The sequence below is a fragment of the uncultured Campylobacter sp. genome, from assembly GCF_938015785.1.
GTDB lineage: Bacteria > Campylobacterota > Campylobacteria > Campylobacterales > Campylobacteraceae > Campylobacter_B.
Genome location: NZ_CALLWC010000011.1, coordinates 1 through 22,113, shown reverse-complemented (window position 1 = coordinate 22,113; position 22,113 = coordinate 1). Strand labels below are relative to the sequence as shown.

Sequence of the window (22,113 nt, the reverse complement as noted above, 5' to 3'; positions counted from 1 at the left end):
ACGTAGCCCGAAATACCGCGCTAAGCCTTACTGCTCGTAAAAGCCGCTCGGTTTGGAGATCGTGTCGATGTAGATGTTTTTGGTCTGGGTGTAGTGATCCAGGATCATCTTGTGCGTCTCGCGACCGATGCCCGATTCTTTGTAGCCGCCAAATGGCGCGCCGGCGTGGATCTGGTTGTAGGTATTGACCCACACACGACCCGTCTCAAGCAGGCGTGCGACCGTGAGCGCTTTTGCGATGTCGCGCGTAAATACGGCGCCGCCTAGTCCGTAGAGGCTGTCGTTTGCCATGCGGACGAGCTCGTCTTGATCTTTAAATTTAATCACGACGCCCACGGGACCGAAGATCTCCTCCTGCGCCACGCGCATATCGTTGCGTACGTCCACGAGTAGCGTAGGCTCGACGAAAGCCTCTCCTGCGCTATGTCGCTTGCCGCCCACGGCGATCTTAGCGCCCTCCTCTACGCCGATTTTTACGTACTCTAAAATTTTATCGGCTTGCTTTTTGTTGATCTGGCATCCCATCTGGGTGTTCGGATCGAGCGGATCGCCCACCTTGATGCGCTTAAATTTCTCCACGAGCGCCGGCACGAATTTATTGTAGATACCCTCCTGCACGAAGATCCTACTTCCCGCGCAGCAGACTTGGCCTTGGTTGAAAAGGATCCCCAGCTGCACGCCGTCGATCGCAACGTCGAAATCGCAATCGTCAAAGATGATATTTGCGCTCTTGCCGCCAAGCTCAAGCGTAGCAGGGATAATCTTTTGCGCTGCGGCTAGCGCGATGCCCCTGCCAACCTCGGTCGAGCCCGTAAACGCGAGCTTATCGAGCCCTTTGTGAGTGCGGACGAACTCGCCTGCCTTGCTTCCCTTGCCGGTTACGACGTTGATGACGCCCTTTGGAAGTAGCGGCGCGATTAGGCGGATAAACTCCAAAATGCTAAGGCTGGTTTCGGAGCTTGGCTTAAATACGCACGTATCGCCCGCGGCAAGTAACGGAGCGAGCTTCCATGCGCCCATCAAAAACGGGAAATTCCACGGCACGATCTGTCCTACTACGCCGATCGGCTCGCGCAAAACGACGGATAGATAGCGCTCTTTTAGCATATTCGCGCTGCCCTCCTCGCCCAAGATCACGCCAGCAAAATAGCGGAAATGCTCGATCGACCACGCTACGTCGACCGCGCGCGTCTCGCGGATCGGCTTGCCGTTGTCGATAGTCTCTACGGTGGCGATGAACTCGGCGTTTTGCTCTAGGACGTCGGCGATCTTATTTAGCAGCGCGCTGCGCTCATAAACGCTAGTGCGACGGAAGCTCTCAAACGCCTTGCGAGCCGCGGCAACCGCTCTATCGACGTCCGCCTTGCTAGCATCTGCGATCTTTGAAATTTTCTCGCCGGTAGCGGGATTAAAAACGTCTAGGCTCGCGCCGCCTTCGGCACCCACAAACTCGCCGTCGATGAAAAGCTTATAGCTTGGTTGGATTGTAGCCATGCTTACTCCTTTGTGAAATATGACATTCGCTATTATATATCCGCGGCGGTTAATGCGGCATAAATTTCGGAGCGAAAATCGGTTAAAATTTCGCGGTGTGTAAATTTGAGAAGCAATGCGGCGCGTGCGAAATTTTAAAATTTGATCTGCGCGCGCGACAGCGGAGGGTTTGAGGAGTTTTGAAGCGGCGTGAAATTTAGGTCGTCGCGAGCGGCGAAATTTCAAAATGTAACGTTTATGAAACGAGAGCGGAAATTCGGCTTCGTTAAAATTTTAAAATTTTGCGGGGTAAAATTTCTGAAACATTTTCCGGAATAAATTTCTAAAACTATCTTTGGCGGAGCGGGCGGTTTAAATTTACGACGTGCAGAGATCAGATCCGTGTCCGCAGCCCAAAAGGAAGCCTCCGATAAAATTTTAAAATTTTACGGGATTAAATTTCGAAAGCATTTTTTGAGATGGAATTTCTACAACTATCTTTCGCGCAAACTTTGCAAGCCACTAACGCTCGCCCATAAAGCTCGCTTAGACACGGGCGATATCCGAAGCAAGACGAAAGTGCGGCACCGAAAACAGCCGCGGCTGTTTTGTAAAAACAGATACAGCAACGCACAACCTACTATATCTCGTAGCTTATCGGGCGCAGAGGGAGCAACTACTCGCGCGCACGGCTTCTTAGGCGCAGGGGGATAGCTATTCGCCGCGGCTCGTGCACAACTCAGACTCAGAAGCGAATCGCCCGCGCCGCAATTTAAACGCAGTAAGCCAACCGCTCGCACCGCAGCTCGCGGCTCATTCGAGCACAGGGGAAGATAACCGCTCTGCGTGCGTCAGGCTCATTCAAGCCAAAAAAAATCGAACTAGGCGTACGAAATTCATGTTATCGCAAGAACTGCGCGCTTTGAATTCGTTTGGAAGGGGGGAGAACGCAAACCGCTTAAAATTTTAAAATTTGAGCTCGAAAAAGGTATCTTCGTGGATGTTTGCGAAGGCGGCTTGCAGGCTGATAAAAAACCTCGGATGGGCCTTTTCGTACTGCACCAAAAGCTCTTTCGTAGCGGCGCGTGCGGTAGGCTCCTTGCCGCCGTATTGCCTCGCGGGGCAGACATCCTCCTCGCGCATGATCGGAAGCTCGTTATCTCTGGCACAGGCGGCGATTTGGCGCTCGCGCGTGAGAATGAACGGGCGGATGATCACAAGCCCGTTTTCGGCGACATAGCGCGGAGCGAGGGTGCGCAGCGCGCCGTTGAAGGTGAAATTCATAAAAAAGCTCTCCGCGGCGTCGTCGAGGTGGTGGGCGATGGCGATCTTATTAAAGCCGTGTTCGAGCGCGTAGGAGTAGATGTATCCGCGCCTCATACGCGAGCAAAAGCTGCAAAACGTGGTATTCGCGCGGATTTTTTCCTTGCCGAATTCAAAAATTTTAGTATCGATTATCTCGTAGGAGATCTCGTGCTCTTTAAAATGGGCGCTTATCTCGCGCAGATCCTCGCCGATACCGTAGGTGACGGTGACGGCTCGAAACTCCCAATCTAGCGGGCTTACGCTTTGAAAGTGCTTCAGCACGTGCGCAAGACTCATGCTGTCCTTGCCGCCGCTAAGAGCTAGTAAAATTTTATCGCCGCGCTCGAACATCTTGTATTTGGCGTTGGTTTGTCCGACGCGGCGAAGTAGTTTTTTGGAGAGGTTTATCATAACCTTTCGATCATTTTTAGGACGAAATTTGCGCTCGTTTGCGCGCTTTTTACCATAAACTCGTCAAAATCGAACTCGGCTTTGTGTCCCGCCTCGTCGCTTATCGCGCGCAGCACGCAAAACGGCACGCCCAGCGCGTCGCACACCTGCGCTACGCTCGCTCCCTCCATCTCGACCGCGCTCGCATCAAACGTCCGCTCGATCCAGCTCTTGCGCTCCTCACCGCTTACGAACTGATCGCCGCTAGCGATGACGCCCGATTTTAGCGTGATGCCTAGCTGCTCGGCGACGCTTTGCGCGATAGAATTTAGCTTCGCGTCGGTTTGGACCGAAATTTTACTTCCGGGCACGAATCCATGCGGATGCCCAAACGCCGTGATATCCAGATCGTGCTGCACGAGCGCGGTGGCGTATAAAATTTCGCCGATCTTAATGCCGCGCTTCAGAGCTCCCGCGACGCCCGTAAAAATGAGCGCGCGCGCGCCGAATCTCTCGATCATGACCGTAGCGGCCAGGGCGGAATTTACCTTGCCGATCTTCGAATACGCGATCACGAGATCGTGGCCGTTAAGCTTAGCGGCGTAGAATTTATTATTCGCGTGCTCCATAGCTTCCACGCTCACGCCCCTTTCGCGCAGCGCAGATAGCAGCGGCTCGATCTCTTCGGGCATCGCGCCTAAGATCGCAACTTTCATCCATTCTCCTTTGCAAATTTTACAAACTCGTCTAGGCTCGCAAGATCCGTGATGCTAAAGGTCGGCTTCTGCGTGATCTTTTTGTTTATCCCTTTTAAAACCGTCGCGCCAAACTCTACGAAGCAGTCCGCCTCGCCCTCGTAATTTTTGATACTTTGCTTGTAAAGCACAGGGCCAATAAGCTGGGCCTTCAGCAGCTCTAGCGCTTCGGATTTTGTCCTGTATACTCGCGCCGTGGCGTTAGCGACTACGGGGGCGAAACTCTCTTTTAGCGCGGGGCGTAAAAATTTCAAAAGCTCGTTGCTAGCACTCCCTAGCATAGGGCAGTGGCTTGTGACACTCATATTTAGCAGCATCGCGCGCTTTGCGCCCGCGGCTTTAAACTCGCTCTCGAGTGCGGCCAGATCATCTTTTTTGCCAGCGACCACGATCTGTCCATCGCAGTTATAATTCGCCGCCCAAACCTGCTTGCCTGCGCTCGTCGCATCCGCGCAAATTTTTTCGACCGCCTCGTCGGCAAGAGCCAAGATCACCATCATTCCGGCGCCTTTGCCCTCGCAGGCGCTCTGCATTAGCCTGCCGCGAATATTTACTAGCTTTAGCATCTGCTTCGGCTCTATGCCTCCCGCAGCACTTAGCGCACTAAACTCGCCCAGCGAATGTCCGAGCAAAAACTGCGGAGCGATGCTAAGCTTTTCTTGATCCGCTCTTTCTTGCAGCGCCGCAAGCGCCATCATGGAATTTAATGCAATCGCAGGCTGCGTAAATTCCGAAACGTCGAGCTTGTCGTTAGGTTCAAACAGTAAATTTTTAAAATCGATGCCCGTAAAGTCTGAAGCCCCATCCAAAAGCGCGCGCGCAGAGGCGGAGTTTTCGTAAAACTCCCTGCCCATGCCTACGCTTTGGCAGCCCTGTCCTGGGAAGATAAAAGCAAATTTCATAAAAAATCCTAATGTTCTTGGTGGTGCCCGCCGCAGCATTCGTGATCTTTTCCGTGATCGTGACCCCCGCAGCATTCATGACCGTCTGCATGCCCATGACCTCCGCAACACTCGTGATCCTCTGCGTGATCGTGTCCGTGTCCGCCGCAGCACTCGTGCCCCTCGTGGTGATGGTTGTGTCCGCAGCCACAGCTGTGCGCGCCCTCCGGCTGTCCAGTAAGAATTTCATCTGCCGTCGCTTCGCGATTCTCGACGATCTTTATATTAAATTCCAGCTCCTTGCCCGCAAATGGGTGATTAAAGTCGATAGTGACGTCCTGCTCGCCGATAGCTTTGACGCTCACGCGGGTAGTCGCGCCATCCTCCGCCTGGCCGAAAAGCTCCATACCAACGACCAGGTCGATGCCCGCAAACTGCTCTTTAGGCAGGATCTGCACGGCGTCCTCTTTATACTCGCCGACTCCGTCGCTCGGGCTTATGCGAACCGTTTTGCTCTCGCCCGCTTGCAGATGTAAAATTTCATCTTCCAGCTTTTGGATGATTTGATCCTTACCACTAAGAAAGGCGATTGGGTCGGAGTTTAAATTTGACTCTAAAATTTCGCCGGTTTTGCCGTCTTTTAGCTCATAATGCATCTTTATAACTCGGTTGTTAGCCATAGTTTTCTCCTGTTTAGAATTTTATTTTGAGTTTGTATTTAAATTTAGGTTATCTAGTGGGCGCGGCTTTGGCTTCTTTGGAGTCCGGATATGAAGCCTTTAGCGCTTTGTAGAATTTATCTGCGCTGTCTTTATCGCCGATCTTATCGAAGCTGATCGCGGTGTGATAAAGAAGTTTTGGGGTATAGTCTTGGCTCTCGTTGTGCGAGATGCTCTTTTTGTAATAGTTTATCGCTTCTGCGTATGAGCCGGAAAAATATGAAATTTCGCCCAGCATATAGTTTGCCTTTGCCGGCTTATAATTTTTGGATACTAGATAGGTGTAGCGCTCTTTTGCGCCTGAATAGTCTTTTTTAGCATATAAGGCATCGGCCTCTTTCAACACCGAAGCCTGATCTTTTGATTTAAAATCGGATTCTGTTTTTGTGCTAGCAGGGGCTGAAGCAGTGCCTGCGTCTAATTCAGCGTTTTTTTTTACGCTACCGCCGCTGCCTAATTTTTTATTGATCTCCGCGATTTGAGCTTTTATAGTAGCAATGTCTCGTTTCATCTGATCTAGCTCGCTGCTGCCTTGGCTTTTGCCGGTAGCGCGAATTTCTAGATCCGCCACTCTGCTTTCAAGTTTTGAAATTTGGGAATTAGTGCCTTCAAGCACTGTACGCAAGCCTTCTACGCTCTCGCGTGTATTATCTACACTAGTTTGCATCTCGCTTATACGCTTGCGGTTATCGCGCAATACCTGCTCGTTTTCAGTTAGTCCGTAAGAGCTGCCTGAATCAATATTGCCAGCATCAAATGCAGAAGTTTCTGCATTTAAAAAAGTGGCAGCTCCCAAAAGAGCCGCCACCGTGAAATTTTTAAATTTCAAACTAGAATCCAACTTTGAATTCGTCGCGTCTGTTTTGAGCGTCGCACTCTTTAGAATGCTCTGTGCAAGCCATATTGCTCTCACCGTAGCTTACTACGGAAATTCTGCTCTCATTTACGCCTTGAGCAACCAACGCGTCTTTAGCTGCAGTAGCTCTCTTTAGACCAAGAGCATAGTTGTACTCATCAGAACCCCACTCATCGCAGTTACCCTCAACTTTAACAGTTAGAGACTCTGCGCCTGCTTGATTGAATAGAGCTGCGTTATTATTGATTGTGCCTTGCTGATCGGCTCTAATATTAAATTTATCAAAGTCGAAATAAACAGTGCCAACTTCACTTTGGATCTGAGATGCCAAAGCAGCTAGTCTATCTGCATCACTTGTGCTTGTAGTATCGGCCTCTGGGGTCTTTTTAGAACAACCGCTCAATAATAGAGCAGCAACTGCTATCGAAGATAAAACTAAATGTTTCATTTTCTATCCTTTCAAAAAAAATTGAAGTCATTATATCACGAGATTTTTTAATATTTTACCAATCAACCGATTGAATTTTACCCACTCTTAACGGAAATTGGAAACTTTTATTCTCGTTAACTCTAATAATACCTACCGAGCTTCCGCCGCCGTCTTGCTTGATAAACATAATGCTGCCGCCATCGCTAGAAAATCTAGGAAACATATTTTTGCCGCTAGCCGTTAACTGGCGAATCATATCGGTTTGAGTTGAGATTAAATATATATTAAATCCGCCCCCGCCGTCGCGACTAGAGTAAGTAACATAATTGCCATTTGTGCTGATGGAGTTGTTATTCTTGCCGTGATAGACGAGCTGCTGAACGTTGCCGCCATTTATGCTAGTGGCAAATACGTTCGGATAACCCAGACGATCGCTCACAAAAGCCACGCGCGAATCGCCGTCGATAAAATTTCCATTTACATCAATGCCAGCGTAATCGGTAATTTGCTTAGCGCTGCCCGAAGCTATATCATATAAAAAAATATCGGGTTGATCTTTAGGCGCATTGGTGATTAAAAGCTTTCTGCCGTCAGCGCTTACATCTGAAGCTATCGTCATGCCATGACCGGTAAAAATTTTACTTTTACTACCGTTGGATAGATTAAATTTATAGATAGCAGGGGTATTTTTATTGACGTAATAGGTGTAATAAAATTCGTTCTGCGCTGCGCTTGCCCATTTAGGGAAGATATTTAATCCGCCGCGAAGCACAACCTGCTGGTAGGTAAGCGTATAATCCGCCACCATGATCTCGCTCTCGCGCGTCGAAGTATAGCGAGAGAGCAAAATCATCTCCTTCATCCAATCGACGTTTGAGTACCCTAGCTGCTTGACGATCTCAGATACCGCCATATGGGCTAAAAACGGATATTTCTCGGCATTTGAAAGCGTAAAGCTCTTCTCGTACATCACCCTGCCGCTGTTTGCTTCGAGCACTTTGGCTTTTAGGCTCATCGGCGAACTTTTATCACTTACCGCGTAGCGCACGATAAGAGCGGCGCCGCTAGAGCCTAGATTGTCGGAAGCGCCCGCATCATAGCTGCTTTGTAGATACTCGTCGCTGACTTCAAAAGTCGCGCCGACCTTTAGATCGCCCACCATAAGTTTAAAGAATTTGTTGCCAAATTCTGAATTTGCAAGATTCGATGCATCTTGAACGACGATTTTAGGTAGATTTACCCCTTCGTTTACGATAGACATAGTCGCATCTGCCGCGAAAATGCTACTACAAAATACAAGAATCAAAAGTAGTTTCTTCATCTTTTCTCCTTAAATTTAATTTGCTACGTCGGATAATACCATTTCAAATGTGTGAGATTTATTATCCGGTGATTTTGGAAAGCTTCGCTTAGGAAGCTCATCTAAAAATTTCCTTAGCTTTTGGTTAAATTCTGTGCTACGCCCAAGCTCTAAAATTTGATAATTTAAAACTCGTCCATTGTTGCTAAATTCTATACGGACTCTAGCCTCATCGGAAATGTCCACTTGATACTCTGTCCATAGAGCTTGCAATTTCGACGCCATCTGCGAAAAATAAGCATCTAGCTCCTTTGAAATTTGAATTTTACCAGATTTTTGCGAAACGGAATTTCTTTCATAAATAAAATTCTGTTCCGAATCCGTCGCAAAAAGCATACAGCAAAAGGCAAAAATACAAAAAAGTCTCTTCACTTTTTTTCCTTACAGAATTCTAATTTGTCTTCATCACGTCGGACATCCTAGTATCAATCTCATGCGACGCTCCGTCGGGAGACTTCGGGAAAGTCTGAGTCGATAGATTATCCAAAAAATCTCGCAACTTCTGGTTAAATTCAGTCTCTCGCCCCAGCTCTATAATAGTATAATCCGCCACTCGCCCATCTGCGCCAAAGACTATCTTAATCCTTGCGTCGTCCTTCGCGGTCGCCACATATCTGCTCCATAGAACTTGAAGCTTCTTCTCGATAGCGCCGTAATAAGCGTTATACTCGCCCGTCCTTTGCGTCCTGCCGCCAAGCTTATCGGATTTGACCACAGCATTTTTAGATGCCGCTTTATCCTTAGCACTAGAGGTGGCAGTTTCTTTATCGGACTTTTTATTACTCTGAACGGCGTCGCTAGCTTTAGCGCTCTCCTCAAGCTTCTTATTGTCCTTAGTCGTATCCGAAAAAAGATCGCTCAAGCTCGGTTTTTCCTCTTTTTTTGGCTCCGACTTAGCTTCCTCTTTTTTCTCTACTACTTTTTCGGAAGGTTTATCTTCCAACTTAGGCTCAGGCTTGGGCTCCTCTTTTTTGGGCTCAGCTTTAGGCTCGTCCTTTTTAGGTTCCGGTTTTGGCTCTTCCTTCGGCTTTTCGGGCTCTTTCGGCTTTGCCTGCACCGGAGGCGGCGGAACTACTTGCGCCGTAGTCTTAATTTTATCCTCCGGCACATCCTTCACATTCTTATTGTCAAACTCGCCTTGCTTTGTTTCTTTAGCGATTTCAGGCGCGGACGGAAGTTTATCATCTATTTCGAAATCAAAAGTAACATCCATATAATCGTTGGGATTGTCAGTATATTTTTTAAATTTTTCCTGCGGCTTTGAAATTTGATATAAAAGAACAAAAATCACCAGCAGATAGGCAAAAAGGGCGATTAAAAACGATTTAAAATTATCGTATTTAACCCCCGTAAAATTTGAATAATTAGCCATTTGTTTGAAGCGCGACTTTAGTAAAACCCGCTTGCTTTAAGCTCTTTAAGACAAACATTACATCGTCATAAACGAGTCTCTTATCGGCTTGGATATAGACGGGTTTTTCCAAGCTATACTTGCCGGTGCCTTTAAGCAGCACGAGATTATCCGGGAATTCAGCTAGGCTCATCGAGCTTTTGTCGATATAAACCTTGCGATCTTCGCCGATACGCACAAGCAAGAATTCCGCGGTATTTTCCGAAACCTGTGCTTTTGAGCCACTAGGCAGTTCGATCTTTTCATCGTAGATAATCGCCGTTTGCGCGACCATTAAAATCGCTAGCAAAACAAGCATAATATCGACGAGCGGAGTGATATTTAACTCTGGATTTTCGTCGAAATTATACATTAAATAGCTTTTCCAGTGTTTGCTTTAAATAGCAAAATATCCGCTGTACGATTTATAATACTCATAACTTCGTATGCTTTGCGTTTTATAAGTAAGCTGAAGGTGTATGCGGGGATCGCTACAAAAATTCCACATCCTGTGGCAACTAGCGCCTCGCTGATCGCAGGAGCGATAGTATCGATGCCTGAATTTCCACCGCCGAGCTTAGAAAATGTGTGAAGTATGCTAACAACCGTACCGAATAGCCCAATAAACGGCGAAGTAGAGGCGACGATAGATAGCCAAGTAAGTCCGCTAGTGGAGTCGCGTTCGGCCTTGCCTTTATAAATTTCCAAGGCTTCTTTTGAAATTTTATCGGTATTTACTTTTTGAAAAATAGAGCCCGAAAGCGAAATCCTACCGCCCATCAGCAAGGATTCGAGTGCCTTTGCTTCGCGGTGTTGCCACGCACTAAGCCCTACAAATCTGGAAATCAAAATCGTAAAAGTGACGATAAAATAGACGGATAACCAAGAAAGCACGAATATCGTAATAAACGTGCTTCTAGTAAAATAACTTAAAATTAGATCTAGCATATTTAACTTTGCCTTGCAAATTCGTCGACTCTAGCCATGATCGCTGCGGAATTTGCCGCATCGGAGCTAATGGACGCAAGCATATCTTTGGCGCGCTGCAAAGACTTCGCTACAGCGCTTTCGCTATCACCTCCGATAGCTACGGCTTGAGTAGCTAGAATAGTAGTTTTTTCTTCGGTAACTTCCAAAAATCCGTCGTTTACCAAAACAAGCTGCTTTTTGCCGTCTTTATCTACGATCTCGACGACTCCGCCTTCGCTTTTATCTTTAAGCCCCGTTAGCAAGCTCGCATGCCCTGGCAAAATACCCATTTCACCAGTAATGCCAGGGAGTTGGACGGATTTGACCTCACCCGAAAAGACCATCCCTTCGGGCGTAACGATATCTAAAAGCAAAAATTCTTTCATCTTAAAATTCCTATGCTTTCATCTTTTCGGCTTTTGCTACTACCTCGTCGATATTTCCCACCATATAAAAGGCATTCTCCGGCAGATCATCGTATTTACCCTCTAAAATTCCCTTAAAGCCAGCGATAGTTTCCTCTAGCGAGATATATTTGCCCGGACTTCCGGTAAATACTTCGGCTACGAAAAACGGCTGAGATAGATAGCGCTCGATCTTTCTAGCACGCTCGACCACGAGCTTATCTTCTTCACTAAGCTCGTCCATACCTAAAATCGCGATGATGTCTTGCAAATCTTTATATTTCTGAAGCACCGCTTGGACGCCGCGAGCGACCTTGTAATGCTCCTCGCCGATGATTTGTGGATCAAGCATTCTTGAGGTCGAATCAAGCGGATCGACGGCAGGATAAATTCCTTTTTCGGCGATCGCTCTGTTTAAAACGGTCGTCGCATCAAGGTGCGCGAAAACGGTCGCCGGCGCAGGGTCAGTAAGGTCGTCCGCAGGCACGTAAACGGCCTGAACGGAGGTAATGGAGCCCTTTTTGGTAGAAGTAATGCGCTCCTGCAATTTACCCATTTCGCTAGCAAGCGTAGGCTGATAACCGACCGCGGACGGAATTCGTCCTAACAGCGCGGACATCTCCGAGCCCGACTGCGAGAAACGGAAGATATTGTCGATAAACATCAAAACATCAAGCCCTAGCTCGTCGCGGAAATACTCAGCCATCGTAAGACCGGTTAGCGCGATACGGTTTCTCGCACCCGGCGGCTCATTCATCTGACCATAGGTCAAGGCGACTTTATCCAGAACTCCGGATTCTTTCATCTCGTTATAAAGGTCATTTCCCTCTCTCGTTCGCTCGCCGACGCCCGCAAATACGGAGTAACCGCTGTGTTTGAAAGCGACGTTGTGGATTAGCTCCATGATGATGACGGTTTTGCCGACACCAGCACCGCCGAATAATCCTACCTTGCCGCCCTTTGCGTAAGGGGCTAGCAGATCGACTACCTTAATGCCGGTTTCAAAAATTTCGCTCTTCGTGCTTTGATTTTCAAAGCTAGGCGGATCTCTGTGGATCGACCAGCGGGTTTCAAATTTCTCATCCTCGCCCTCGTCGATCAGATCGCCTGTAACATTAAAAATTCTACCCAAGACCTTCTCGCCCACAGGCACCGTAATAGGCGTGCCCAAAGCGACGGCCTCAAGTCCTCGCCTCAGTCCGTCGCTCATATCCATAGCGATCGTGCGGACGCGATTGTCTCCAAGGTGCGCGGCTACCTCTAGGATCAGCCTGCGATGAGCGCCCTCGACGTCAAATTTAACCTCGATAGCTTCATTAATCTTCGGCAAGTAGTCCTTGAAATCGACATCGACCACAGGACCCATTACCTGAGAAATTATTCCTTTCATCCGTTTTCCTTTCATTTCATTGATTCGACGCCGCTTATGATCTCGATAAGCTCAGTCGTGATAGAGCCTTGTCTGGCTTTGTTGTATGCTAAATTTAACTGCGATACCCGCTCTTTGGCGTTATTTGTCGCATTCTCCATCGCATTCATTCTCGAGCAGTGCTCCGCGGCCAAAGAGTCGATCAGTGCGTAATACATACTGTAGCTAAGATAGCTCTGGATTAAATTTAACATCAATGTTTCTTCGTCCTCAGGGCTTTCAACCTCTACTTCCAATGTAGATGTTTTTAAAGCGTCCTCATTAATCGCAGGTTCACCGATCGGCACCAGCGTATTTACCCGCATCTCTTGGGTAATCATATTCAAATAGCCGTTGTGGACGAGTATGACCTCGTCGGTTTTGCCTTCGTTAAAATCCTTAACTGCGGCTTGCACGATTTCGTTAGCTTTCTCGGACGATGGAGATGAGCTCACGCCGATATATCGCTCCAAAAGCTCAATGCCTTGAAAATCAAAATACTCTATCCCCTTTTTGCCGACGGCGCGAAGGCGAACCTTGATCTTTTTAGCTTTAAGCTCCTCGATCAAAGCTTTGATCTTTTTGATGGTATTGATATTAAAACCGCCGCAAAGCCCTTTATCTGCGGTAATAAACAGCAAATCAACCACCTTTACCTCTCGAGTGGTATCAAAAATTCTAAGTTTTTCGTCGTTGCCTGAATTATTGCCTACGTAATTTTTAACGCGCGCAGAAATTTCACCCAAGACCTCGTTAATCTTCACCGCATAAGCTCGCGAGCGCATCGCCGCTTCTTTAGTGTTTTTAAGCTTGACGTTGGAGACCAGCTTCATAGCTTTGGTAGTCTTCTCCGTATTTCTGACGCTCTTGATCTGTAGCTTTATATCTTTTAAATTTGCCATAATTTAGCCCTTTTAAGCGGCAAACGTCGCTTTAAAGTCATTTAGAGCCTTGATTAAATTTTCTTCCAAATCCTTCTCGATGGTCTTTTTGCTTCTGATCTCTTCAAAAATTTCGGGATATTTTGCCTCGATATACGGATAGAGCTCAGCTTCAAATTTGCCAATAGAGCTCGTAGGCACATCGTCCAAAAATCCGCGGCTTCCCGCAAAGATGATGACCACTTGATTTTCGACCGGAAGCGGCGAATAAGGAGGTTGCTTTAAAATTTCGACCATCCTTTGTCCACGATCCAGCTGCTTGCGGCTACTCTCGTCCAGATCACTCGCAAACTGCGCAAACGCCTGAAGTTCGCGGTACTGGGCAAGATCTAGGCGCAAGGTTCCCGAGACCTTTTTGATCGCTTTAATCTGCGCGGAACCGCCGACGCGGCTAACTGAAAGACCCACGTTGATCGCAGGACGAATTCCTGAGTTAAATAGACCAGATTCTAGGAAAATTTGACCATCAGTGATAGAGATTACATTTGTAGGGATATATGCCGAAACGTCGCCTGCTTGTGTCTCGATAATAGGAAGCGCCGTTAGGCTGCCTGCACCGAGTGCATCGCTTAGTTTGCTAGCGCGCTCAAGCAGGCGGGAGTGCAGGTAAAATACATCGCCAGGATACGCCTCGCGTCCCGGCGGACGGCGCAAGATAAGCGACATCTCGCGATATGCGACCGCATGCTTGCTAAGATCATCGTAGATGATAAGCGCGTGGCGGGAGTTATCTCTGAAATACTCACCCATCGTGCAGCCTGAATACGGAGCCAAATACTGAAGCGCAGCCGCCTCGCTAGCACCTGCCGCAACTACGATCGTATAATCCATCGCACCGTATTCTTCAAGCTTTTTAACGACTTGCGCGACGGTAGATTGCTTCTGGCCGATTGCTACGTATATGCAGATGACATCCTGTCCCTTTTGATTAATGATGGTATCAACAGCAACGGTGGTTTTTCCTGTTTGGCGGTCGCCGATGATGAGCTCGCGCTGTCCGCGACCGATCGGCACTAGCGCGTCGATCGCCTTAAGGCCGGTTTGAAGTGGCTCATGGACGGATTTACGAGCCATGATGCCTTTAGCCTTTTCTTCGACAAATCTAGTATCGCTGGTCTCTATCGCGCCTTTGCCATCGATCGGCTCGCCTAGGGCATTTACTACGCGACCTATTAGAGCATCACCTACCGGAACGCGCAAAAGCTTACCCAGTCTTTTAACGCTACTACCTTCGTTAATACCGCTAGTATCGCCTAAAATAACGATGCCGACACTGCTCTCCTCTAAATTTAACGCGATACCACGAGCTCCGTTTTCGAATTCAACCATCTCGTTAGCCATTACGTTTTTTAAGCCGTAAACATTAGCAACACCGTCTGCGACCGAAACGACCTTACCAGTCTCTTCAATATCAACGCTAAGATCGAAATTTTCGATTCGTTCTTTGATTATGCTGCTGATTTCGTCTGCCTTAATTTTCGCACCCACGCTTTACTCCTTTAAATTGCTTTTAAAATATATTCGCTCATTTTTTGTTTCAATCTATCAACTGAAAAACTAATCTCAAATCCAAGATCCTCGACTTCGATCTTAATACCCTCAAGTTCACTTTTAACGGGTTGCAGAGTAATGTCTGCATTAAATTTCTTTGAAATTTTAGCCTCTAGCTCTTTTATTTTTGCGGCGTCTATTTCGGTAGCGGAATAAATTTTGCCCAAATATTTATTATCCAGCGCCGCAATATTCTTGCGCAGTTCCTCGACTATCTGCGGGATCAGCGCAATACGCCTATTTTTAGCTAGGAGTTTAATAAAATTTACGATTTTTTCGCTTGGATTTTTTATAAACGACGCAATAAGTTCCACTTTGGATTCCTCTTTTAGCGTCGGAGATTTTACAATATCTTGGAATTTTGGAATTCTAAATGCGCTCGCGACGCTCTCGAGCGTCTGCAAAACAAAGCCTAGTTCATCTTTTTTATAGCTCAGTATCAGGGCGTTTACATATCTTTTTGAGGTGTTATTTATCATCATCCGACCTTTTTCTCTACGATTTTAACCAGTTTGTCTTGACCGAATTTAATGTCGTCCGATGCAAAAACATCATCCAGAATCTCGCTTACGACCTCTTTTTTGATCTTGCGCGCCTCAAAGCTCTTCTGCTCGTCGAAAGATTTTTGCAAATTCGCAATCTCTTGCTCGGTTGCATTTTTTATCTTTTCGGCAGCGAACACGATCTCTTTTTTAGCGGTTTCGATTAAAGCTGCGCCTTGAACCTTAGCATCTTGCAGATCTTTTTTAGCTTGCTCCTTGCGAGCTGCGGACTCTTTTAAAATTTTTTGATTAGCCTCAAGTCTAGATACGATGCCGTTGATTCTACCTTGATATGCTGCTTTTGCGGGACCTTTTAAAAGATAAAACAAAATTCCGAAAAACAAAATGAAATTTATGCTTCGCCACAGCACGTCGTAGTCTTTGACTCCATCGTGCTCGCCACTTGCTAAAACAAGCGCCGGAATGATAAATAAAAATAGATATTTTTTCATACTGAAATCCTCATACTTTAGCCACGGCAGTGCTTAGAGCATTTTTAAATTCCGGAATTTTGGCTTGCAAATCATTTTTTAGGTTGCGCTTTTGCTCATCCAAACCGCCTAAAAATTGATCAAAATCTTCCTCCATTGCGGTTTTTTTCTCGGCTATTTCTCTGGCGGCAGCCTGCTTCGCACTATCCATCGCCTCTTGCTTTATTTTAACAGCCTGCAACTTCGCAGCATCCATGATCCTTACGATCTCTGCTTTATCGGCATCTGCATCCTGTGCGTTTTTCATCGCATTTGTCTCATCTTCTTTAATAATAGCCTCTCGCTTTTCCATATGCAAAAGTAACGGTCTATAAAGCTTGATATTTAAGAAGTAAATCAAAGCCAAAAATACGACGATGGTCGTTATCATGGCGGTCAAACTTACGTCTAGCATCGCACCTCCTCCAGGTTAGTTTTAAACAAAATGCGTATTTTACAATATGAAAAATTAAAATACACTATAAAAAATCATCCGATTTTCTTTAAAAACTCGGAAATTTGTAAAATTTCGCTAAATTCGATCGAAATTTTACGCTCTTTGATACTTATTTTACCAAATTGATCAAGCTTGGCCTTTAGCTTTAAAAGTTCAGGCTTGAAGCTTTGAAATTCCACGCCAGACTTTTTCTCTTTCGGAACGGTTTTATCTTTGAGCTTTTTTACTAAATTTTCGGTATCTCTTACGCTTAGGCGCTGTCCTAAAATCGTATTTAGAGCTAAAATTTGATCCTCTTTTTCAAGTCCAACCATTATCTTGGCGTGCCCTTGCGAAATTTTATCTGCGCTTATGGCGTCTTGCACTTCGGAGCATAAATTTAAAAGTCTTAGCGTGTTGGTAATCTGCGTGCGGGACTTTTTGATGATGTCGGCTAACTCCTCTTGCGTGATCCTGTATTCGCCGATGAGCTCCTTATAGGACTTAGCAAGCTCGATAGGATTTAGATCCTCGCGCTGGATATTTTCGATGAGGGCAAGCTCTCTTAAATTTTGAGATTTTATGTCTGCGACTACGGCTTTGATTGTACTCTCGCCCAAAAGCTTAGTCGCTCTTAGGCGTCGCTCACCAGCTATAAGGACGTAAGAGTCATCTTTTTGAATAACGATGATAGGCTGAATAAGCCCGTGGCGGGCAATACTCTCGCTTAGCTGCCTAAGTGCCTCCTCATCGAAGCTTTGACGCGGTTGATATGGATTTGGCTCGATTTTATCGACATCGATTTCGATAACTAAGCTATCGGCATTTCCGCTTTCTAGCTCCCTGTTATAGGAGCTTTCTACGTCATCTAAAATAGCACCGAGCCCACGCCCGAGCGCTCTTTTTACCTTGCCCATTTTTGCTCCATTATGGATTTAGCGAGGTCTTGATAGGCGATGGAGCCGGCGGATTTTATATCGTATAAAACCACCGGCTTGCCAAAGCTTGGGCTTTCGGCTAGCTTAATATTGCGCGGAATGATGACTAGATCATCACTCTTGCCGATACGAAAGAGCTTATCATCAAAATACTCGCGTAAATTCGCGACAGTTTCTTTGGCTAGATTGTTTTGCAGGCTATACATCGTAGGCAAAAATCCGCGAATTTTTAAATTTTTATTGAGCGTTTGCTTGACGACTTTTACGGTATTTAGGATCAGCGCGACGCCTTCAAGCGCATAGAATTCGCACTGAATCGGGATGATGACGCTATCGCTTGCGACCAAGGCATTTACCGTAATGCTACCGAGTGTCGGCGGCGAATCAATGATGATGAAATCGTATCTGTCCTTAACCTCGGAAATTTTATTTTTTAGCATTAGTTTGAAGTCTTTCTCTTCACTTACTTCGCGCTCGATGCCTACAAGTCCGATGTTTGACGGCACCAGATCCATAAACTCAAGTTCGGTCTTTTGGATCACTTCGGACATGCTCTTACGCCCCGTTAGGACGTGATAAATGTTAAATTCAAAGTCGCTGCGGTTAAAGCCAAGCCCGGTCGTAGCGTTCGCCTGAGGATCTACGTCGATCAGTAGGACCCGCTTTTTCTTTATCGCTAGCGACGCAGCGAGATTAACCGCCGTGGTCGTCTTTCCGACGCCGCCTTTTTGATTGGCAATCGTAATTACTTCACTCATCTTAAAGCATAAACCCTTTCTTCATTTATTATGATCGATCCGTCTTCGCAAAGTTTAGCCTGCGCGAGTGAAATTTTTTCGCCGCCTAGATGAACGCTAAATTTTTGCGATTTTTGGAATTGTAACGAAAAATTTCTAAAAATTTGCTTCCACGAGATTTTATTTTCATATAGCGCAAAAAAGCCCTCTATAGCGTCTTTTGCGCTGATTTTTATATCTAAAATTCCCGCATATTCGGGCGCGCCGAGTAGGTTCATGCCGATGCCGCAGATGAGGGTGTTTTTGATCTTATTCGTCATCGCCCCGCCGATTTTATGCTCGCCTAGATAAAAATCGTTAGGCCATTTAAGCCAAAGCTGCGAGCCGAGCGATGCTAGAAGCTCCTGCATAATCATCGCAAAATATATGCTCGCCGACTGAGGCGGCACATCTGCGGGCAGATCCGTTTGAGCGACACAGAACGAAAATGCGAGATTGCCGCTAGCGCCCTCCCAATCATTGCCGCGCGAGCCGATACCGGCGCTTTGGCGATTTGCGGCGATCGCAAAAGGCGGCGCTATCCTGCCTTCGCGCACGGCGTCTACTAAAAACTCCTGCGTAGAGGGCATTTGCTCTACAAATTCTACTTTCAAAACCTGCTCCTTGCGTAAGACGAAGGGCTCGCCTTGAAATATTGCAAACGTTTAAATTTCATGCTGCAATAGAATTTTGCGACAAGATAAAATTTAGCACGATAAAATTTTACGGCGTAGCGGAATTTTATGCAATGAAATTTTACGCTCTTGCTAAATTTTTCGGCAACGCGGATTTTCCCAGCAGCATTTCGATAAAATTTTAAAGCTTTGTCTCGCAAAAATTCTGCGGCACGATCATAGAATTTTAAATGGTGCGTGTTTGGTGCGACGCCGCAAGATCCGTAACCGCGGCGGCGAAATTTTAAGCTCCTGTGAGCGTAAAATTTTAGAGCATAGAAGCGAGGTTTTAAAATTTTATAAAGCCTTGATTTTGGAGCTTCGCTTCGAAATTCCGCGCGGTAAAATTTTACTTCACGATTGCGGCGATATCCAAGGCAGAATCTCGCCGCGACGCCAAAAGCGCGGCGCAAATAAAATTCCCGCGTAGCATCAAAAGCGCGGCATAAAACGCGAGCCTTCAAAACCCAACCTAGCATAGCAGATCGCCGATCTTTAGCCGCTTGCCGTTTAGATAGGCGCTAGCGTCCACCGGCTTTTTGCCCGGCTCTTGCACCTTCATGATCTTAACCGCGCCTTCGCCGCATGCGACGCAAAAACCAAGCTTATCGACGCTTAAAATTTCGCCAACGCGTTCAAATTTACGCCCGCAGGATTCGCGCATGATCTCTAAATCCAAAATTTTTAACCCGCTAGATAGATATATCCCGGGCCAGGGCGTCAGCGCACGAAATTTATTATAAATTTGCCGTGCGCTTTCCTCAAAGCCAAAAAGCCCGTCTGATTTGCTTATTTTTTTGCAGTGCGTAGCCTGCGCGTCATCTTGCTTAAGCGGCGTCAAATTTGTAAAATTTCGCAGCACTCGCACTATCAGCTCGCCAGCCAAATCCCCAAGCTCGTCAAACAGCTGCGCCGCCGTTTTATCCTCGCAAGGCGTGTAGGCAAAATCAAGCATATCGCCCGTATCAAGCCCCGCATCCATCAGCATCGCCGTCACGCCCGTCTGCTTTTCGCCCGCCAAGATCGCACTTTGGATCGGACTAGCGCCGCGGTATTTAGGCAGGATCGAAGCGTGCAGATTTATACAAGGTGCGATATCAAGCACGCTTTGCGGCAAAATTTTACCGTATGCGGCAACCACGATAAAATCAGGTTTTAGCTCTTTTATTTGCGCTGCAACCGCCTCGTCTTTGAGTGTCTCAGGCTGAAAGATCGGCACAGCGGGCAAATACTCCTGCGCATAAACTTTAACCTCGCTCGGAGTTAAAATTTGCTTCCTACCGATGGGCTTATCGGGCTGCGTAAAAACGGCCGCGATCTCAAATTTCGCCCCCGTAAGCGCGCGTAAAATTTTAGCCGCATACTCGGGCGTTCCCATAAAAACTATATTCATTCTTTTCCTTTAAATTTAGCCAAATCACGGCACGAGCGATCATGCAGGCGCTAATCATGCTCGAAATAAATTTTACGCAGATCGCGAAGCAAACCTGGTCCATACTCGCCCGCACGCTATTTGACGGCGGATTGATTTTTATCGTCAGATCCGTCCGGCCAAGGCCAAAAAGCGCACGGATCTTCGGACCAATAAATCCTTGCAGACGGTTTCGCTCCCAGCTCATCTAGGCTAATCTTGCCGTCACGATTAGCATCGAGCCTCTTAAATTCCGAGCCTGAGCGCAGATTTAGCTCTACTCTCAGCCCAGACGGCACCTCGCTCGCCATCCACTCCTGCAAGCTCAGCGCGCCGTCGTGATCCTTGTCGTTAAAGTCCATAAAATTCGGCACCGGATCGGCGGGATCGCAACCGTATGCGCCGAAGCATAAAAATACTAGAATAAAAATTTTATTCATTTCGCATCCTTAAATTTTATCTTTTTGCGGCGTTTGCGAGCGATAAACATAAAATTTACCCGCATATACGGGCGCGCCTAAGACCTGCATTCGCAAAAGCCCTCTGCGGCGCGGCTTTACCGCAGCCTACAGCTCCTTTTTAAGCAGCTCAAGCAGGTTAAATTTTAGCTCGTTTATATTTTGTCCCGTCGCCGAGGAGATCGGCATTACGAAAAACGGCTTAGCGGCGTCAAATTCATAAATATCTTGTTTAAATTTCATCTCGCCTGACGCGCTCGTAAGTCCCAAATGCGACAAAAACGCGTCAAATTTTTCCTGCAAATTTTCTGCCGCGTCCGCGCGAGTTAGAGCGATCGCGTAGTCTCTTTTTGCAAGCTCTCCTGAAAATTTCGCCGTCTCGGCCCTCAGCGCGTCAAACTGCTCCTCAAGGCTGCGGTAGTTCGCAAGATCGAGCATAAAAAGCAAAATTTTAGTGCGCTCGACGTGTTTTAAAAATTGCACGCCAAGCCCGCGCCCTTCGCTTGCGCCCTCGATGATGCCCGGGATATCGGCCATGACAAAGCCGCTATATTCGTCAACCTCGACGAGGCCGAGCTTTGGCGTGAGCGTGGTAAACTCGTAGTTTGCGATCTGGGGTTTGGCGTTTGAAATGGTCGAGATTAGCGTGCTTTTGCCCACGTTTGGAAAGCCTACGAGCCCAACGTCGGCGATGAGTTTTAGCTCCAATCGCACTTCGCGAGTTTCACCCTCTAGGCCTTTTTGTGCGTATTCAGGGGCTTGGTTGATCGAGCTTTTAAAATGCACGTTGCCAAGCCCGCCTTTGCCGCCTTTTAAAAACAGCTTCGTTTCGCCGTCGTTTAACATATCAAGCACCAGCTCGCCGCTATCCTCGTCGTAAACGCTGGTGCCGGGAGGGACGATGAGATAGAGATCCTCGCCGCTTTTGCCCGTCTTTTTGCGACCCTCGCCGGGCGCGCCGTTTTGCGCCTTAAACTCACGCTTGCCCTTGTAGGATGAGAGGGTGTGGGAGTTTTTATCGACCCTAAAATACACGTCGCCGCCGTCGCCGCCGTCGCCGCCGTCGGGACCGCCTGAGATGACGAATTTTTCGCGACGGAAGCTGACGCAGCCCGCGCCGCCGTCGCCTGATTTGACGCTAAATTTTACGCTGTCTATGAACATTTTTTACCTTAGTTTTTAAGGGCGATTATATCCAAAATTACTAAAACTACAGCAAGACCGCTTTTAAAGCCGTAGTTTAATCTTAAAAATTTAAGTATTTCTTTCATAAAAATCTTTTCAAGACGAAAGGGCCGTAATCAACAGGACTTACCTTACGTCCATTCCTTTGTAAAAATTTACTATTTTAGCGTTGCTAGTATAGCTGTCGTTGCCGCACTTTTATTTAAATGCTTGAATGATATCTACAAGATTACAAATTTTATCTGCTTAACGATCTAACAAAACAAAATTTAGATATGCGTCTTTTACCGATCGCTTGGTCTTTTTGTCCCCAAAACCTAAAGTTATTTTATCCAAATTTTCAAACTTTGCGACAAGCGGCGAAAAATCACAGTCCTCGGAATGGTACTCT

26 protein-coding genes are annotated in these 22,113 nt (G+C 46.9%); 1 reads left to right on the top strand and 25 read right to left on the bottom strand.

Annotation, left to right across the window (positions count from 1 at the left end; translation table 11 throughout):
* Positions 1–27: 27 nt before the first annotated feature.
* The 22 genes from Q0393_RS01250 to Q0393_RS01145 all read right to left on the bottom strand — a co-directional run bounded on the left by Q0393_RS01250 (position 28) and on the right by Q0393_RS01145 (position 18,608).
* Positions 28–1,494 (bottom strand): aldehyde dehydrogenase family protein, encoded by a 1,467-nt coding sequence (locus Q0393_RS01250; protein ID WP_298977278.1) that lies wholly within the window; start codon positions 1,492–1,494, stop codon positions 28–30.
* Between the two features lie 945 nt (positions 1,495–2,439).
* Entirely contained in the window at positions 2,440–3,189 is a 750-nt protein-coding gene (locus tag Q0393_RS01245) for an ATP-binding protein (protein ID WP_298977276.1), read from the bottom strand.
* Positions 3,186–3,884: a 5'-methylthioadenosine/adenosylhomocysteine nucleosidase gene (locus Q0393_RS01240; protein ID WP_298977275.1), complete on the bottom strand. Its 699-nt coding sequence runs from the start codon at positions 3,882–3,884 to the stop codon at positions 3,186–3,188. Before Q0393_RS01240 ends, Q0393_RS01245 begins: the two co-directional genes overlap by 4 nt.
* A complete protein-coding gene (locus Q0393_RS01235; RefSeq protein ID WP_298977274.1) occupies positions 3,881–4,825 on the bottom strand; it encodes an ACP S-malonyltransferase in 945 nt (314 codons plus the stop codon). Before Q0393_RS01235 ends, Q0393_RS01240 begins: the two co-directional genes overlap by 4 nt.
* An 8-nt stretch (positions 4,826–4,833) precedes the next feature.
* Positions 4,834–5,484 (bottom strand): peptidylprolyl isomerase, encoded by a 651-nt coding sequence (locus Q0393_RS01230; RefSeq protein WP_298977272.1) that lies wholly within the window; start codon positions 5,482–5,484, stop codon positions 4,834–4,836.
* Between the two features lie 49 nt (positions 5,485–5,533).
* On the bottom strand, positions 5,534–6,352 hold the full coding sequence (locus tag Q0393_RS01225; RefSeq protein ID WP_298977271.1) for a tetratricopeptide repeat protein: 819 nt from the start codon (positions 6,350–6,352) through the stop codon (positions 5,534–5,536).
* 1 nt (position 6,353) lies between these two features.
* Entirely contained in the window at positions 6,354–6,827 is a 474-nt protein-coding gene (locus tag Q0393_RS01220) for an OmpA family protein (protein WP_177389412.1), read from the bottom strand.
* Between the two features lie 55 nt (positions 6,828–6,882).
* A complete protein-coding gene (gene tolB / locus Q0393_RS01215; protein WP_298977270.1) occupies positions 6,883–8,130 on the bottom strand; it encodes a Tol-Pal system protein TolB in 1,248 nt (415 codons plus the stop codon).
* Between the two features lie 15 nt (positions 8,131–8,145).
* The gene (locus Q0393_RS01210) at positions 8,146–8,541 is read right to left on the bottom strand and encodes a TonB C-terminal domain-containing protein (RefSeq protein WP_298977268.1); all 396 of its coding nucleotides are present in this window, start codon (positions 8,539–8,541) and stop codon (positions 8,146–8,148) included.
* A gap of 19 nt (positions 8,542–8,560) precedes the next feature.
* Entirely contained in the window at positions 8,561–9,541 is a 981-nt protein-coding gene (locus Q0393_RS01205) for a TonB C-terminal domain-containing protein (protein WP_298977266.1), read from the bottom strand.
* Positions 9,534–9,932 carry a biopolymer transporter ExbD gene (locus tag Q0393_RS01200; protein ID WP_005869629.1) on the bottom strand — a complete coding sequence of 133 codons (399 nt, stop codon included), beginning with the start codon at positions 9,930–9,932 and terminating at the stop codon, positions 9,534–9,536. Before Q0393_RS01200 ends, Q0393_RS01205 begins: the two co-directional genes overlap by 8 nt.
* Complete coding sequence (locus Q0393_RS01195) at positions 9,932–10,507, bottom strand: MotA/TolQ/ExbB proton channel family protein (protein ID WP_291938301.1); 576 nt, start codon at positions 10,505–10,507, stop codon at positions 9,932–9,934. Before Q0393_RS01195 ends, Q0393_RS01200 begins: the two co-directional genes overlap by 1 nt.
* 2 nt (positions 10,508–10,509) lie before the next feature.
* On the bottom strand, positions 10,510–10,914 hold the full coding sequence (gene atpC, locus Q0393_RS01190) for an ATP synthase F1 subunit epsilon (protein ID WP_291938303.1): 405 nt from the start codon (positions 10,912–10,914) through the stop codon (positions 10,510–10,512).
* A 10-nt stretch (positions 10,915–10,924) separates the two neighbouring features.
* A complete protein-coding gene (gene atpD, locus Q0393_RS01185; protein ID WP_298957103.1) occupies positions 10,925–12,322 on the bottom strand; it encodes a F0F1 ATP synthase subunit beta in 1,398 nt (465 codons plus the stop codon).
* Positions 12,323–12,333: 11 nt separating this feature from the next.
* Positions 12,334–13,242 carry an ATP synthase F1 subunit gamma gene (gene atpG, locus Q0393_RS01180; RefSeq protein WP_298043744.1) on the bottom strand — a complete coding sequence of 303 codons (909 nt, stop codon included), beginning with the start codon at positions 13,240–13,242 and terminating at the stop codon, positions 12,334–12,336.
* Positions 13,243–13,254: 12 nt separating this feature from the next.
* Positions 13,255–14,769, bottom strand: a complete 1,515-nt coding sequence (gene atpA / locus Q0393_RS01175) for a F0F1 ATP synthase subunit alpha (RefSeq protein WP_005869639.1) — start codon at positions 14,767–14,769, stop codon at positions 13,255–13,257.
* An 11-nt stretch (positions 14,770–14,780) separates the two neighbouring features.
* Positions 14,781–15,311 (bottom strand): F0F1 ATP synthase subunit delta, encoded by a 531-nt coding sequence (locus tag Q0393_RS01170; RefSeq protein WP_298977264.1) that lies wholly within the window; start codon positions 15,309–15,311, stop codon positions 14,781–14,783.
* Entirely contained in the window at positions 15,311–15,826 is a 516-nt protein-coding gene (locus tag Q0393_RS01165; RefSeq protein ID WP_298977262.1) for a F0F1 ATP synthase subunit B, read from the bottom strand. The genes Q0393_RS01170 and Q0393_RS01165 overlap by 1 nt, the downstream gene beginning before the upstream one ends.
* 10 nt (positions 15,827–15,836) lie before the next feature.
* Positions 15,837–16,259: a F0F1 ATP synthase subunit B' gene (locus Q0393_RS01160; RefSeq protein ID WP_298977261.1), complete on the bottom strand. Its 423-nt coding sequence runs from the start codon at positions 16,257–16,259 to the stop codon at positions 15,837–15,839.
* Between the two features lie 74 nt (positions 16,260–16,333).
* Positions 16,334–17,197: a ParB/RepB/Spo0J family partition protein gene (locus Q0393_RS01155; RefSeq protein ID WP_298977259.1), complete on the bottom strand. Its 864-nt coding sequence runs from the start codon at positions 17,195–17,197 to the stop codon at positions 16,334–16,336.
* Positions 17,185–17,976, bottom strand: coding sequence for an AAA family ATPase (locus Q0393_RS01150; RefSeq protein ID WP_177389424.1), 792 nt, complete (start codon positions 17,974–17,976; stop codon positions 17,185–17,187). The genes Q0393_RS01155 and Q0393_RS01150 overlap by 13 nt, the downstream gene beginning before the upstream one ends.
* Complete coding sequence (locus Q0393_RS01145; RefSeq protein WP_298977257.1) at positions 17,973–18,608, bottom strand: biotin--[acetyl-CoA-carboxylase] ligase; 636 nt, start codon at positions 18,606–18,608, stop codon at positions 17,973–17,975. Before Q0393_RS01145 ends, Q0393_RS01150 begins: the two co-directional genes overlap by 4 nt.
* A gap of 262 nt (positions 18,609–18,870) precedes the next feature.
* Between Q0393_RS01145 and Q0393_RS01140 the strand changes: the two genes are divergently transcribed.
* Positions 18,871–19,098, top strand: a complete 228-nt coding sequence (locus Q0393_RS01140; RefSeq protein WP_298977256.1) for a hypothetical protein — start codon at positions 18,871–18,873, stop codon at positions 19,096–19,098.
* A gap of 42 nt (positions 19,099–19,140) precedes the next feature.
* Here the strand turns inward: Q0393_RS01140 and fmt are convergent, their stop codons facing one another.
* From fmt to obgE, 3 genes are all read right to left on the bottom strand, one after another.
* Positions 19,141–20,061: a methionyl-tRNA formyltransferase gene (fmt, locus tag Q0393_RS01135; RefSeq protein ID WP_298977255.1), complete on the bottom strand. Its 921-nt coding sequence runs from the start codon at positions 20,059–20,061 to the stop codon at positions 19,141–19,143.
* 116 nt (positions 20,062–20,177) lie between these two features.
* Positions 20,178–20,519 carry a hypothetical protein gene (locus Q0393_RS01130; protein ID WP_298977252.1) on the bottom strand — a complete coding sequence of 114 codons (342 nt, stop codon included), beginning with the start codon at positions 20,517–20,519 and terminating at the stop codon, positions 20,178–20,180.
* Between the two features lie 126 nt (positions 20,520–20,645).
* Positions 20,646–21,701: a GTPase ObgE gene (gene obgE / locus Q0393_RS01125; RefSeq protein ID WP_298977250.1), complete on the bottom strand. Its 1,056-nt coding sequence runs from the start codon at positions 21,699–21,701 to the stop codon at positions 20,646–20,648.
* Positions 21,702–22,113: the final 412 nt, after the last annotated feature.